The organism is Paenibacillus phoenicis (assembly GCF_034718895.1).
Classification (GTDB): Bacteria; Bacillota; Bacilli; order Paenibacillales; family Paenibacillaceae; genus Fontibacillus; species Fontibacillus phoenicis.
Genome location: NZ_JAYERP010000001.1, coordinates 2,884,890 through 2,900,575, shown reverse-complemented (window position 1 = coordinate 2,900,575; position 15,686 = coordinate 2,884,890). Strand labels below are relative to the sequence as shown.

General features: G+C 53.9%; 10 protein-coding genes. 8 read left to right on the top strand and 2 right to left on the bottom strand.

Going from position 1 to position 15,686, the window contains the following annotated elements:
• Positions 1 to 512: 512 nt before the first annotated feature.
• The 8 genes from U9M73_RS13760 to U9M73_RS13725 all read left to right on the top strand — a co-directional run bounded on the left by U9M73_RS13760 (position 513) and on the right by U9M73_RS13725 (position 14,110).
• Complete coding sequence (locus U9M73_RS13760) at positions 513 to 1,763, top strand: GntR family transcriptional regulator (RefSeq protein ID WP_323077741.1); 1,251 nt, start codon at positions 513 to 515, stop codon at positions 1,761 to 1,763.
• A 191-nt stretch (positions 1,764 to 1,954) separates the two neighbouring features.
• The gene (locus U9M73_RS13755; protein WP_260071645.1) at positions 1,955 to 2,944 is read left to right on the top strand and encodes a carbohydrate ABC transporter permease; all 990 of its coding nucleotides are present in this window, start codon (positions 1,955 to 1,957) and stop codon (positions 2,942 to 2,944) included.
• Positions 2,922 to 3,845, top strand: coding sequence for a carbohydrate ABC transporter permease (locus tag U9M73_RS13750; RefSeq protein ID WP_260071644.1), 924 nt, complete (start codon positions 2,922 to 2,924; stop codon positions 3,843 to 3,845). The genes U9M73_RS13755 and U9M73_RS13750 overlap by 23 nt, the downstream gene beginning before the upstream one ends.
• 144 nt (positions 3,846 to 3,989) lie before the next feature.
• Entirely contained in the window at positions 3,990 to 5,459 is a 1,470-nt protein-coding gene (locus tag U9M73_RS13745; protein WP_323077740.1) for an extracellular solute-binding protein, read from the top strand.
• Positions 5,460 to 5,483: 24 nt separating this feature from the next.
• Entirely contained in the window at positions 5,484 to 8,525 is a 3,042-nt protein-coding gene (locus U9M73_RS13740; protein WP_260071642.1) for an alpha-mannosidase, read from the top strand.
• Positions 8,526 to 8,607: 82 nt separating this feature from the next.
• The gene (locus tag U9M73_RS13735) at positions 8,608 to 10,935 is read left to right on the top strand and encodes a hypothetical protein (RefSeq protein ID WP_323077739.1); all 2,328 of its coding nucleotides are present in this window, start codon (positions 8,608 to 8,610) and stop codon (positions 10,933 to 10,935) included.
• Between the two features lie 68 nt (positions 10,936 to 11,003).
• The gene (locus U9M73_RS13730) at positions 11,004 to 13,034 is read left to right on the top strand and encodes a glutaminase family protein (protein WP_323077738.1); all 2,031 of its coding nucleotides are present in this window, start codon (positions 11,004 to 11,006) and stop codon (positions 13,032 to 13,034) included.
• Between the two features lie 233 nt (positions 13,035 to 13,267).
• Complete coding sequence (locus U9M73_RS13725) at positions 13,268 to 14,110, top strand: aldo/keto reductase (protein ID WP_323077737.1); 843 nt, start codon at positions 13,268 to 13,270, stop codon at positions 14,108 to 14,110.
• A 60-nt stretch (positions 14,111 to 14,170) separates the two neighbouring features.
• On the opposite strand, the gene U9M73_RS13720 is transcribed toward U9M73_RS13725, so the two are convergent.
• Both U9M73_RS13720 and U9M73_RS13715 read right to left on the bottom strand, forming a co-directional pair.
• Entirely contained in the window at positions 14,171 to 15,028 is an 858-nt protein-coding gene (locus U9M73_RS13720; RefSeq protein WP_323077736.1) for a YitT family protein, read from the bottom strand.
• Positions 15,029 to 15,174: 146 nt separating this feature from the next.
• Positions 15,175 to 15,666 carry a cation:proton antiporter regulatory subunit gene (locus U9M73_RS13715; protein ID WP_323077735.1) on the bottom strand — a complete coding sequence of 164 codons (492 nt, stop codon included), beginning with the start codon at positions 15,664 to 15,666 and terminating at the stop codon, positions 15,175 to 15,177.
• Between the last annotated feature and the right edge of the window lie 20 nt (positions 15,667 to 15,686).

Below are 15,686 nucleotides of genomic sequence, written 5' to 3'. Positions count from 1 at the left end.
GAAGGTGTAGGTCACTTCTACGGAGCTGAATTCACCCGCAACGTCGCTGCTGAACCATCCGAGATAAGCGTTCCCGGTGGAGACTTTGTAACGTCGGCCACATCCAGCCGTTTTACTTTCCCGAAGTTTGGAAGCGCTTGCAATTTAGGCCAGCTGATCGTATTCTTGGACGCGGTTTCCACTGAGGATTGTGCCGATGCAGAGGTGGTACCAAAGGATAAGGACATGGTGCAGAATAAAATGAGACAAGTCATCGTTATTTTGCAAAACAAATGCGTTCACCTCGTATCCTCATATTAGGGTTATCGCTCGTAGACAGGTTCCTTGAAGCGCTGAATCACAAATCCCCTCCTTTTTTTACGAAAGTGTAAAGAAAACGATAGAACGTGTATAATATGTTTAATATATCCAATAGTCAATGTCAAGCGAGTGAATGATTTGAAATAGATTGACGAAATGCTATAAATGATATAATGTGAATATATGGGGAGAAATAAGATAGGAGAAGCCTTATGCAAAACGAACGTAAACCGTTATATATGCAGATTCAACAGCACTTCAAAGAAATGATCCTGCAGGGCAAACTGCGGGAGAACGATAAGATCCCCTCGGAAAAAGAGTTAATGGAACAGTTCGACGTCAGCCGAATTACGGTAGCCAATGCCTTGATGCAGCTGGCGAAGGACGGCTGGATCTACCGGATCCCCGGGCGGGGAAGCTTCGTCAGCGAAGGCATCGGTGAGCTGCTGCAACGCCATCAAGGCTCTCTGGCGGAGGGGGGATCATGGCCCGTGCTGGACGGAAATGCGGGGGCGCCGGTCCATCATCTCGGAGCGTTAAACGGAGGGGGAGCTGACCCTTCGCTGGGAGGGATCGAAGCCGCATCCCATATTCCGGGGCGCACCACGATCGGGCTAATTATGCCGATGCTGGTAGACTATTTTGCCATTCGGCTGCTTCAAGGAATTAATAACATCCTTGAAGACAGTCCATACAGCCTGCAGATCGTCTTGACGTACAATTCCATTGACCGGGAGAAGGAAGCGATCAACGATCTGATTCGCAAAGGGGCCGCCGGGCTGATTATTTTCCCAAGTGATGCGGAAACGTACAATGAGGAAATTTTAGCCCTGAAGATGCGAGGTTACCCGTTTGTGCTCCTCGATCGGTATTTGCCGGGAGTAGCTACGAACTTGTCGCGCAGCGACGGCTTAATCGGCGGACAGCTTGCCGTTGACTATTTGTGGGGCCTGGGGCATCGCGACATCGCCATTTGCTCCGATTCGCCGTTGCCTACAATTACAGTGGAGGAACGGATTAACGGATATATGGAGGCGCTCAAACAGAAGGGAGCGATGATTAATCCGGCACTGATCCTCACCGATTTCAATGTGGATTACAGCGAGATCGACAAGAAGCACCCCTTGTACCGGTTTATCAAGAACCAGATTGCTACCGCTTATATCACACTGAACGGACGGCTTGGCCTGCACATCTACTCAATATGTAAAGAATTAGGGCTTCGGGTGCCGGAGGACATCTCGATCCTGACGTTTGATGATCCTTCGCCGGGGCTGCATGAATGGGGATTCTTCTCGCATATTTCGCAATCGGAAATCGAGATGGGAGAAGCCGCAGCCCGGATTTTGCGGGACATTCTCGAGAAGCCTGAGCTTAAGGATGCGGGGTATACTAAAGTCATCCTGGAGCCAAAATTAATTGAAAGTCAATCTACGGGACCCCTTGCAAAACGAGTAAAGTAAGTAGATTGACAGGGCACCTGCTTGCCCTTGCAAGCTAGGTGTCTTTTTTTATGTTTAATTAGCAATAAATGATATATCTAATTCTTGACATAAATGACATAGTGAAATATAGTTAATATTACAAATAGATAATACAACTTAGAACAAAAGCTTTATCAGTGCACTTCACAGTAAGGAGGGTTGCTTGGACGATGGAAACCGCGGGATTACAGAAGCGAAAAGCAACGCAGCGCAGGTTAGGGAAGCACAAAGATGCTTTGATCGCCGCCGTTATCCTCGTGCCGATGTTTTTGGCATGGTTGGTGGTTTCGGGTTTTCCCACTTTGTTCGGGTTCGTGTTAGGGTTCTTCGAATGGGTGGGGTTGGCAGATACACCTAATTTCATCTGGTTCGATAACTTCATCAGCTTCTTTCAAAACCCGGTGTACACGGATGCATTGTGGAGGTCGATCTGGCTGGGCGGACTGGTCACGGTCATTACGCTGGGAGCAGGCTTTTTTGCTGCACTGCTGATGAACCTGCCGCTGTTCGGCAAAGGGTTTTATCGTTCCATTTGGTACATCCCCGCCATCACGGCAACGGTTGCGACCACGCAAGTATTCAACATTTTTCTGGATTCGAACAATGGGGTCATCAACAACCTGCTGAAAGCGATGGGCAAGGAACCGATTGTATGGCAGTACTCCGTCGGATGGGGCATTTTCTGGATTGTGGTCTATTCAGTCTGGAAAGGGGTAGGCGGTGCAGCCTTAATCTGGTTGGCCGGTCTGCAATCCGTGGATTTGTCCTTGTACGAGGCGGCGGAAATCGATGGTGCGGGACGGTGGCATAAGCTGCGGTATGTCACGTTGCCAGGGTTAAAACCCATCGCGACGTATATCGTCATTACGAACTTGATCGCAGCGATCCAGATTTACGAGCAGGTATTATTCATCACGAACGGCGGGCCTTACGGGCAAACCGAAGTACTGGTGTTCCGTATTTACCGGGACGGCTTCTGGGACTTCAATTTGGGGATGGCTGGCGCTTCCTCACTGATCATGGCCTTGATCGTTATTGTTGTGACTGTGCTGTACTACAACTGGTCAACGAAATCCGATCGTCGGACAAGCATTCCGATCAAGCCCGTCAAACCCGCGAAAAAGGAGGCGCTCCCGCATGCCCAGTCCACTGAACGCTAAAGTTAGCAAACAGTTTAAGCCCGTTCATTTACTGGGACATCTCATTCTTCTTGGCGTTGGGCTCATTTTGCTGTATCCGTTGATCTTTATGGTGCTTGCCGGTTTTTTCACCAAGACGGAATTCTCCTCAACGGTGTTAGGCATCTTCCCGCTTCCTAAAGCGCCAACGCTGGAGAACTTCAAGGCGCTGATCGTTGGGTCCACGGATGCTGCAGTAGCCACTTATATGAAGAACTCGCTGATTCGTACAGCTTACAACACGTTTTGGGCAATTTTGACTTCATTTTTGGCTGGATACGTGTTCGCGCGGCTGCGGTTTAAAGGGCGGGATACGATCTTCCTGATCATGCTTGCCACCCAGATGATTCCCGGGACGCTGGCGATCATTCCGACTTACCTTGAATTTGCCCGCTTCCCGTTTGCCGGGGGAAACGATATCTTTACCGGCGGAACCGGTATTCTGAACTCCTGGTGGGTTTACTTGATCGGTGGGCCTAGCATCAATATTATGGGGACGTTTCTGGTGAAGCAGTCGCTGGAAAAGGTGCCGCTGGAAATCGACGAAGCCGCTATTGTGGATGGGGCCGGGACGATCCGGTTGATCTTCCAGATTCTATTCCCGCTGCAGCTGCCGATTATGGCGTTTATCGCGATCACGACAGCGCTGGGAACGTGGAACGATTTTATTACACCGTTCTTCTATACAACGGACGACAGTTTGCAAACGCTTCCTGCGGCGATCACGCGGATTTCCTCCGTTGGGGCAAGCCCGGGTGCCGTGATCAACTATCCGATGATTATTACCCTGAGCCTTGGCATCACGATTCCTGCGCTGCTGATCTTTGCCTTCTTCCAGAAGTATATTGTGCAGGGCCTGGCGAATACAGGTATCAAAGGTTAGGAGGGCCGGGAACTCATTTCAATGTAGAAGGTGCACTGCGGTCCGTTATGGATCGAACCGATGAAACAGATCAAACACCAGTGTTGAAAACTTGACTTAATGGACACTCACGCTGAATAAAATGAATTTTGGAGGGGTTCAAGCATGTTGTTGAAAAAGATGCATGTCATGTTTCTATCGCTGTTGCTCATCGCCTTGTTAGCAGGTTGCGGATCTGGGGGCGGCAACACAGGTGGCAATCAAGCCGCGAACACCCCGGGAACCAGCCAGAATGGGGCTTCGGGAAATGAAGGTTCGTCGTCAACTGAAGGCGCTACCATTACCGTATTAAATGAAGGAGCCGTAGCGATTGGCGTCGGGGTGCTGAGCGAGCTGCTGGAGAAAAGCAAGGAAAAAACGATCGCCGACGAGACGCTGAATCCCCGGATTACAGAGGAGGATTACAACTATACGCCTGGTCAGCCGCTGAAAAAAGCCGGCGTCTTCCCGTACTATTATCAATCGATTATCAACGAGAAAATGAAAAGCAAAAACATTACGGTCAAAACCGAGGACTGGGGTTGGGGCGAACCGCTGATCCAGAAGCAAACAGCGGGATTCCTGGCGAAAAACATGCCCGACATCATCGTTGGGGAAACACAAATGCCTGGGTTTGCCCAACAGGGATTGCTTGAGCCGTTCCCGGACGACATGGCCCAAGAAATTCGCGAAAAAGTAGCCCCGGCAGCCTGGAAGCCGATGGAGTATGACGGCAAAATTTACGGTTTTGCCTCGCAACCTGGCGTTAGCAGCTTGTTCTGGAACAAGAAGCTGGTGCAGGAGGCAGGCCTGGATCCGGACAAAGCGCCAGCAACCTGGGATGAGCTGTTGGCTAACGTGAAGAAGGTAACGGAAGCAGGCAAAGGGAAGTTCTACGGCGGCGGGGTCTATGCCGGGCCGAATGCCGGCGGGTATTTGCGGTATGGTACCTTGCTTGTTATCAATGGCGGAGGATTTGCGGATGATCAAGGCCAACCTGTCTTTAACTCCGATGCCAACGTAGAAACGGTACAGTTCTTGAAAGAGCTTAACGCCAACCATCCGGCTGGATTGATGGTGAACACTACTGAAGGAACGTATTTTGACGCGTTTAAAAAAGGACAAATCGCATATCTGATCGATGGACCGTGGCGTGCGATCGAGAGCTCGCAAATCGGAATCGATTACGGAATGTCGCAAATTCCGCTGTCCCCGAATGGCAAAGCCGGCAATATCACCATCGGCGCCGCGTTCCATGCCGTACCGAAGGATGCAAAGAACAAGGAAGCTGCATTTGAGTACATCCGCGCGATGTACAGCGAGGAGATCCAACAACTGATCGCCGATACAGGCGTCCGGTCTCCTGTACTGAAATCGGTGGCTGAGACCGATGCATATAAAGAGGCGCATCCGGAAATGTATCAGCACTATCTGGCGATGGCCGGCAATGTGCAAGGGTTGCCAACGTTTAAGAATTCAGACTCCAAGGTATGGCAAATCTTTGGTGAAGCCGTGACGAAAGCGTTAATGACCAAGGAGGATATCAAGTCTATTCTGGATGACGCTCAGAAGAAAGCGGAGGCCTATACCAAGTAAATTATATTGAAAGAGTGATGCAGCATGCCGTATGAAACGAACCACATTATGATCCAAAAGGCAAAGCAAAGGCTTGCCAAACTGCAGGATTACATTTACCGCCCGATTGCCGGGCTTGAGGTTGAAGCTTGGGTAACGAAAGAGCCGGTCCCTTACGCCGAGCGAATGAGCGGCCGGCACATACGGCTTCAGCCCGGGGATAAATGGGGAGAGCTGTGGGATTGCGCCTGGTTTCATTTTCAAGGGACCGTACCGGAAACGGCCGCTGGCCAAAAAGTCGTTCTGTTGATCGATATTAATGGAGAATTATGTCTCGTGGATGAAGCGGGAACCCCGCGACAAGGCTTAACGAACGTTAGCTCCGAATTCGACTACAGCCTAGGTCGGCCTGGTAAGCGGGTGGTGGACGTCAGCGCTGCCGCCCGAGGCGGGGAAACGATCAATCTGTGGGGAGACGGCGGCTGCAATGACCTATTTGGACATTATCGCAGCGGAACGCTGAAGGAAGCGGACATCGCCATTTGCCATGAGGAAGCCCGGCAACTGGCCTACGATCTGGAAGTGTTAATCGAGCTGGTTGAGCAGCTGCCGGATTCCAGCGCCAGAAAAGCCCAGGTCCTGCAATCCGTCTACGAGGCAGCTCTTCAGCTGTCGGAGATCAATGAGGAATCGGTACGCTTGGCGAAAGCGTATGTGGCCCGCGAATTGGCGAAGAAAGGCGGGGATTCTGTCCTGACGATCAGCGCCATCGGCCATGCGCATATCGACCTGGCCTGGCTGTGGCCGATCCGCGAAACGATCCGCAAAGGAGCCCGGACTTTCTCTACGGCGCTGCGGAACATGGAGAAGTATCCGAGTTACGTCTTTGGCGCAAGCCAGCCGCAGCTGTACCAGTGGATGAAGGAGCACTATCCGCAGCTGTACGCCGAAGTGAAGGAGCGGGTCCGCGAAGGACGCTGGGAAGCGCAAGGCGCGATGTGGGTCGAACCGGATACGAACATCTCCGGCGGCGAAGCATTAGTGCGGCAAATCCTGTATGGCAAGCGATTCTTCCGTGAGGAGTTCGGCAAGGACATGAAGGTGCTGTGGCTGCCTGACGTCTTTGGGTATACGGGCAGTCTGCCGCAGCTGCTGAAGAAGTCCGGCGTCGACTATATGATGACGCAGAAACTCTCCTGGAGCACCTACAATACGCATCCGCACCACAGCTTCCTGTGGGAAGGCATTGACGGGACGAAGGTGCTGACGCACCTGCCGCCGGAGGATACCTATAACAGCCCAGCGGCCCCGCGGTCGCTGACCAAGATCGAGCGGGACTATCTCGATCGGAACGTCTCGGAGCATGCGCTGATGCTGTTTGGGATCGGCGACGGCGGCGGTGGACCAGGAGAAGAGCACCTGGAGCGGCTTGAGCGGGAGGTGAACCTGCTGGGACTCCCGCCGGTCGTTCAGGAGCCTGCGATCACCTTCTTCAAGCGGCTGGAACAAGAGGCTTCGCGGTTCCAAACGTACCGCGGTGAGTTGTATCTGGAGAAGCACCAAGGGACATTAACCACGCAGGCGCGCAACAAGTGGTATAACCGCAAGCTGGAAAAAGCACTGCGTGAGCTCGAATTCGCGGCTTCGCTGCAGATTGCCCTGGGCGAAAGCCCTGCAGAGTACCCTGCCGCCCGGTTGGAGAAGATCTGGAAGGAAGTGCTCTTATACCAATTCCATGATATTTTGCCAGGATCTTCGATCACCCGGGTGTACGACGAGTCGCTGGAGCGCTACGCTCAGCTGCTGGAGGAAGTCCAAACGATGATTGCGGAAGCTTATGGACGAATCGCTGGGCGGTCCGGAGCTGCCGCCGGTGAAATTGTTCTGTTCAATTCCTTGCCTTGGGACCGGCAGGAATGGGTAGAGATCGGCGGAAGCTGGAAGTATGTGCAAGTGCCGGCGATGAGCTGGCGCAAGCTCACGGAGGCTGCGGCAGAACCATCGGCTTCGGAACAAGCATTGATTGCCGAGGACTTCCGGTTGGAGAATGAACGGCTTGCGGTTCGGTTTGCCGAGAACGGCAGCATCGTGTCGCTGTACGATAAGGCCGCCGGACGGGAAGCGATTCAGCCGGGCGCTGAGGCCAACGTATTTACCGTCTACCATGATGACGGCGATGCCTGGGATTTCCCGCGCGACTATCGCGATACGATTGCTGGAACGATGACGCTGGAAAGCCGACGCGCTTACGTTTCGGGGCCGCAGGCGGTTGTTGAGCAGGTTTACCGCTTTGGGGAATCGACGTTAAAGCAAACGATCCGCTTGCTGCAAGGCGATGGTCTGCTGCGCTTTGATACGGAAGCTGATTGGCGAGAAACGGGTAAAATGCTCCGGGTTGCTTTCCCGGTGGCCGTTGTGAGCGATCAGGTGAACTGCGAAATTCAGTTTGGGGTGTTAAAGCGGCCGACGACGCGGAATAATGCGATCGAATTTGCCCGCGACGAAATCTGCGCTCACCATTATCTCGATCTGTCGCAGCCGGATTATGGCGTGGCGCTGCTCAACGACAGCAAATACGGGCACAGCGTGGAAGGCAACGTGCTGGATTTGAACCTGCTGCGCAGCCCGGGATATCCGGATCCGCAGGCCGATCGGGCGGAGCATCGCTTCACTTATGCTTTGTACCCGCATGCGGGCGACTTTATCCAAGCCGGCGTATACCGCAAAGGCTATGAGCTGAACATTCCGATTGCATCCGCAGCGGCCATCCCGGTGACGCCTCAAGGCGGCGGGAAGTCTGACAGCAGTTCCTTGCACGGGAAAGCTTTCCTTACGATTGAGCATCCTAACGTGATGGTGGAAGCGGTGAAGAAAGCCGAGGACAGCGATCATCTGATCGTTCGTCTGTACGAAACGGCAGGAGCTGGGGCGGATGGAGAGCTGAGCTTTGGGCCGGCTTGCCGAACCATTGAAGAGGTGAATCTGCTGGAGGAGCCGATCGGGCTGCTAGCAGAAAATACGGATCGGATTCGCTTGCAATTTACACCGTTTGAGATCAAATCGATTCGCGTTCAGTTGGCTGAATGATGGATAGAGTGTAGAGGTTATAAGTTAGCTGTGAATGAGGTTGGCTGTGAACGAACTCTAAGTTACAAGGGAGGGCTTAGGCGTGACGGGAAGAGCACGGGCGGAAGAACGGACCGGATTTCAGGAAAGCGGCGCTTATCATGCGGCCTATGATCTGCAGACGGATTTTGTGATGGTGTACGGCATTGGGGAGTCGATGCCTCAGCGCATTCGCGAATGGGCGGAGCGGGGCTACCATGTGCATCTCATGACCGGGGTGTCCTGGGGCGGTTACCAGGACTATCTGAACGGCCGTGTTGACGGCCGCTCCCATTGGGACGAAGCCCAGAAATATCAAGACGGCGAGACGATCATTCACGGAACCTCGGTGGATATTCCCTACATGGTGCCAACCATCAGCTATGCGAATTTTCTCATCGAGCGGATTCGGCCGGCTGTGGATGCCGGTGTGGAGGCCATTCACCTGGAGGAACCGGAATTCTGGGTGGAAGGCGGATACTCTGAGGCATTCCAGCGTGAATGGCGCAATTACTATAACGAGCCTTGGCAACCGCCCCATACTTCGGAGGACGCGCAATTCCGCGCCTCCAAGCTGAAGGCTTATCTGTACACGCGTTGTTTGGACCGTATCTGCTCGGCGTTGAAGGAATATTCGCTGGTCCGGTATAATCGACCGCTGCGTTTTTTTGTACCCACCCACAGCTTGATTAACTACACCCAATGGCGGATCGTCAGTCCGGAATCCCGGCTGCTCGACTTGCCGGCGATTGACGGTTATATCGCCCAAATTTGGACGGGGACATCGCGCACCGCGAACGTATACGAAGGGAAACGTGCGGAGCGGACATTCGAGACGGCGTTCCTGGAATATGGCATCATGCAGGAACTGGTGCGCGGGACGCACCGCCGCATGTGGTTCCTGCACGATCCGATCGAGGACGATCCGACACGGACGTGGATCGATTACCGCGAGAACTACACGAAGACGCTGATCGCTTCGCTGCTGCATCCGGCGGTTTCGCGCTATGAGGTTGCCCCTTGGCCGCGGCGGATCTTTCAGGGCCAATATCCTTCCGCGGACGGCAACGGCAAAGAGGGGATTCCGTCCGATTACGCGACCGTGCTGCTGAACGTAATGCATACGCTCGGGAATATGGACCAGGAGGAGGTCCAGGTGTACGGCAATACCGCCGTCACCGGCGTGCTTCTGGCCGATTCAGCCATGTTCCAGCGGAAACGGATTGGGACGCAAACGTCCGGTTTTATGCAAAAATACGACGGGACGAACGAGGTGGAGTTGACCGATGATTCGGCGGTGGAGTTGCTGAACTTCTCGCCTTTTTATGGGCTGACGCTGCCGCTTGTCAAGCATGGGCTGCCGGTACGGCCGGTCCAGCTTGATAACGTTCGGCGGTTCCCGGGATATTTGGATGACTACCGCGTGCTGGTTTTAAGCTATGAATTTATGAAGCCGGAATTCCCGGATTTGCATAACGCTTTGGCCCAATGGGTGCGGGAAGGCGGAGCGCTGATTTACGTTGGAGACGACAGCGATCCGTATCACCGGGTACGGGAATGGTGGAATCAGGGACGGCGACGCTACGATTCTCCTCGGGCTCATCTATTCGAATGTCTCGGCTTGCCAAGCGCGGCCGGGGCAGCAGCAGAAGGCATCACCCGAGTTGGCGCTGGGTTAGTCAGCTACTTGCCGTTGCGGCCGAATCGGATCGCGGAGAGTGCAGAGGCGGCGGAACGCTATCGCGCCGCAGTACGGGAAGCGATGGAGTTGCTGGGTAGCGGGGAAGCACCTGCGGCGGCGGGGGATTCACCCGCAGCGCAGACAGCTGCTGAAGGCTCCGCAGAAGGAAAGCCGGCTCCAGCAGACGCGCTCCGTTGGGAACCAGTCAACTATTTTCATCTCCGCCGCGGTCCGTATGTGATCGCTTCCGTCATGACCGAGTCAGTCAGCGATGCGCCGCTGGAGCTCGAAGGACTTTTCGTTGACTTGCTTGATCCCGGTTTGCCGGTCAAAGAGCAAGTTGCGGTGCAACCCGGACGCCAGGCCTTACTTTATGATTTAGCATACACCGGACCGGGCAGCCACAGCACCGACTCCGAACCCGGCTCCAAAGTGATTGCTGCATCCTCCCGGATTGAGGATTATCGCGAGGATGAAACCGCCATTACGTTTACGGCCAAGGGGCCTCGACCGCTGCAGGCCGTGGCGCGGATTCGCTGTGAAGCGAGACCAACGGCGGTGACGGCAGAAGTGTTGGGACCGCAGCAGGAAGACGGCTCTGCTTCGGCGCCAATCATCTCCCTGCAGTTCGAATGGGACGCGAAGTCACACACGTTGCTCCTTCATTACGAGCATGGAGATGGAGGAACCCGCATCACCGTGACGAAATAGGAAACGAAGTTTAACAGATAAAAAGTGATTTAACAAATCGCGAGATCCAGATAGGAGGCAGATTACAAATGAACACAAAATTGCGTCCACCGGCAGTACCTTTGGTCACCGTTGATCCCTTTTTCAGCGTCTGGTCGATGGCTGATCGTCTGACCGACGATTTCACTCGCCATTGGACCGGGCGTCGGCAGGCGTTCACCGGCCTGGTGTATATCGACGGCGTAGCCTGGCGGTTTGCCGGACGCGTCGAGTCTAACCCGGAACGGTATTATACAGAGCCGGAGGCGATGAACCAAACCGGACTTGAAGTCACGCCGCTCTCCACCCGCTATCAGTTCGAGGCGGGAGGAGTTGCGCTGGACGTGACCTTTACAAGTCCGCTGCTGCCGGACGATCTGGAGCTGCTGTCGCGGCCGGCTTCCTATGTCGCTTTCCGCGTGCGTTCCCTCGACGGGAAGCCCCACCAAGTGCGGGTCTATGTCGACGTAACCGGGGAATGGTGCGTTAATGAAACCGATCAGGCGATTACTTGGCAACAAGAGGTGCAGGGAGACCTCACCGTACTGCAGGTCCGACATGTCGAGCAGAACCCGCTCCATAGCTCCGGCGATGACCAGCGGATTGATTGGGGCACTTTCATGCTGGCCGTCAAGCAGACGCCGGATGTAGAGACCTATCTGGATCAGGCACAGATTCGCAAGCAATTCGTTCGGGAAGGTGAAATTCGGCTGAAGGAAGGTTCGACTCCGCTTTCTCAACCACAGCCCGTTCGCGAGGCCGAGCTCGTTATGGCTTCGGTGTGGAATGTCGGTGAAGTGACCGGAACGGACGAGAAGACGCACTTAATCGTTCTTGCCTATGACGACGTATATGCGATTGAGTATTTTGGTCAGCCTTTGGAGGCGTATTGGAGAAAAGACGGGAAAACCTTCTCGACCCTGCTCAGCGAAGCGTTTCGGGATTATCCGGACGTTCTTGCACGCTGCGATTCCTTTGATGCCAAGCTGCGCGAGGACGCAATCCGCGCCGGCGGGGAGAAATATGCCGATATCCTGTCCTTATCCTACCGGCAGGCGATTGCAGCGCATAAACTGGTCCTTGATCCTGAGGGACAGGTGCTGTTCATGTCGAAGGAATGCTTCAGTAACGGCTGTATTGCCACGGTGGACGTGAGCTACCCTTCAATTCCGCTGTTCTTGCTGTACCAGCCGGAGCTGGTCCGAGGCATGATGCGTCCGATCTTCAAATACGCCGCCAGCGACGCCTGGACGTTTGAATTTGCTCCGCATGACGTGGGTCAATATCCGCTGGCCAACGGTCAGGTTTACGGCGAGAACAAGCTGGAGGGGCAAATGCCGGTGGAGGAGTGCGGCAATATGCTGGTCATGGCGGCCGCAGTTACGCTGGCTGACGGGAATACAAGCTTCGTTCAGGAGCATCGTGAGTTGCTCGCCCAATGGGCCAACTATCTGGTGAAGCATGGGCTTGATCCGGAGCATCAATTATGTACCGATGATTTCGCCGGACATCTGGCGCGCAACGCGAACCTGTCGGCGAAAGCCGTGATGGGCGTTGCCAGCTACGGATTGCTATGCAAAATGCTGGGTGACAAGGAACAAGCCGAGCGCTACCGTCAAGCCTCTTCGGAAATGGCTCGCCAATGGGAAATCCTCGCCGCCGATCCGAGTGACGAGAACCATACACTGCTGGCCTTTGGTCAGCCGGGGACCTGGAGTCTCAAATATAACCTTGTCTGGGACGGCATCTTTGGAACCGGCTTGTTCAATCAGGAAATCATCCGCCGTGAAGTGGCATGGTATCAGAAGAAACAGGAACGGTATGGTACGCCGCTGGATAATCGGGCCGCCTATACGAAGGCCGATTGGCTCGTCTGGGCGGGGGCGCTCGCGGAGACGCGCGAGGACTTCCAGCGCATCGTTGATCCGCTCTGGGTTTTCCTGAACGAGACGCGGGACCGCGTACCGTTTACGGATTGGTACGACACGAAGACGGCACGGCAGATCGGCTTCCAGCATCGGACCGTGGTTGGCGGCTTATTCATCAAGCTGCTGAAGGATCGCGGATGGGATCGGGCGTAGGATCTGAATCTATTCGATATTTCGAATAAAATTTGCCAGTTCACACCGAAAAAAGCGATTCTATTCGATATTTCAGATAGAATCTTGGTTTTGGGCCGACTTCGACGCAAATCTATTCGAAATTTTATATACATTCCGCAGAAATCGCCGCTTTCGGCGATTTCTGTTCGTTTTTTCATATAGATTCGATTATGATAGTCTGAGAGAGTACTTATCCGAAAGGAGTGTTCATCTTGGGTCATATCATTCCGGAAATGACGTTAAATGACGGTTTGAAGCTGCCGGTGGTCGGGCTGGGAACCTACACGCTCCGTGGCAGCGAAGGTGTGCAGTCAATCGTTCACGCGATCCGCTCCGGCTATCGTTTGCTGGATTCCGCGTATAACTACGAGAACGAGGGAACGGTTGGTGAGGCGGTAAGGCGTTCTGCGGTACCGAGGGAAGAGCTGATCATCACGTCCAAGCTGCCCGGGCGTTACCACACGTACGATAAAGCGGTCAAGGCGATCCAGGAATCGTTGTACCGGGCGCAGCTGGATTACTACGATCTGTATTTGATTCATTGGCCCAATCCGATTCAAGGGCATTACGTGGAAGCGTGGCAAGCTCTAATCGACGCCCAAAAATGGGGGCTGATCCGCTCCATCGGCGTCAGCAATTTCTTGCCGGACCACCTGGACCGCCTGATCGAGCAAACGAGCGTGACGCCAAGCGTAAACCAGATTGAGCTGCATCCGTTCTTTAATCAGGCCGAGCAGCGCAAATATCATGAAGCGCACGGAATCGTCACGGAATCCTGGAGCCCGCTGGCCCATGGCAATGAGGTGTTGCAGCATGAGACGCTCCGGCAAATCGCCGAACGGCATGGCAAGTCGGTGTCCCAAATTATTTTGCGTTGGCATTATCAGCTGGGCGCTGTATCCATCCCGAAATCGGCCTCTGCAGCTCGGCAGATCGAGAACCTCACGATCTTTGACTTTACATTGGACGAGGAAGAGATGAAGCAGATCAATGGCTTATCCCGTCCGGACGGGCGGATTAGAAACCAGGATCCTGCCGTTTACGAAGAATTTTAATATTACGCGTACCCCCGAAAACGAACGAGCCGCAGGAGTAAATTCCTGCGGCTCATTTCGTTATTTCCTTGGAAGAAACGTAATTTCACTCTCGCGGTCGCATTGATGGACGATGGAAATCAAGCGGGACCGCTCCAGCCGATGGCATTGGAATTCCAAAATGCCCATCCCTTCCTCGTCCCCGGGTGCTTCGGGATCCAGCCGATAAACGGCCGAACGGTTCAGATATCGAAGCAGCTCCCCCTGGATGGCGGCGCAATGCCGGCTCTTAATCCGCACCGTTAGGGTGAAGATCCCACCTTGGACCGGAAGTTTGACGGCTTCGAAGGCGGACAGGTAGGCGATAACCGAATAGAGGGCCTGCAGAAAGCCAAAATGAAAGCCCGCACCGATCAGGATCAGACAGTTCAGCATCAGCAAGATCCGCTCCGGGGACAATCTGCCATATTGGAGCTGCTTCACGGCTTTCTCCGCAACGTCCAGCGCCCCTCCAAAACGCAGAGCTAAACCAAGCCCAAGTCCCAGTGATAATCCCCCGATCAGCGCTGCCAGCAGCGGCTCGTCAATCAGGGAAGGATAAGGATGGAGCACAAGCGTCCCCAGTGAAAATACCAATACGCCAATCACAGTGAAGATCCCGTAGGACCCATGGATATTTTTACGATAGAGAAAGAGTAAGGGCAGATTCAACAAGAACAAGAACAATCCAAGCCGCATTTCCGTCGTTAACGCCAGCAATGCGGATAAACCGGTCATTCCTCCAACGACGATGCTGTGGGGCATCAGGAACAGCTCTAAGCCGACGGAAGCAAGCGATGCGCCAGCTATGACGCCGGCAGCACGACCAAACGTCGGAATAAGAGGCTTGAAGCCGCCGCGGGCCTTCCTGGAGGAATGAACTCTCAACTGGTGTTTCAAACCGACCCCTCCTTACTGGATAAACCCATCATCAAGGGTAGGCGGTTCTTATACCGAGTTACGGATAGATCGCGGACGGTAGATCATCGGATCGCCGCGATCAGGGCGAAGGACAAACCGCCTTCAGCACGAGATGATCCAATGAATTATTTTCCGCTTAATAGGATCTGTCTGATTTGCTGTTGATGGAGCCGTTCGCCAAGCACGACGACCGTCGCCTCGGAGGTCAGCATCAGATCAGGTCCGGGATTGATGTGTTTCTTGTGGTTCTTCTCGATTACGGCGATGATCGTCGTTCCAGAACGCTGACGAATTTTCAACTCGCCGATGGTTTTGCCAATCGCTTTATAGTTCGAATCTAATTTATACCACTCAATGATCAGATCGCCTAAAGCCACTTCAATGTTCTCCATTGCTGTTGGCTTATATGTCGCACCGCTAATAATGGCAGAGATATATCTCGCCTCATCGTCATCCAAAGTGACCATGGAAACGCTGTTGTCCGGATCGTCCTCTTGGAAATGAGATAACTCGCGCCGGCCGTCATTGTGAATAACGATTGAGAGTTTGTCGCCGCTGCGGGCCTGGATCACGAATTGTTTTCCGATTCCTGGCAGATCTGTTTCTTTGAGATTCATTTGAGTCAAGCCTCCAGTTT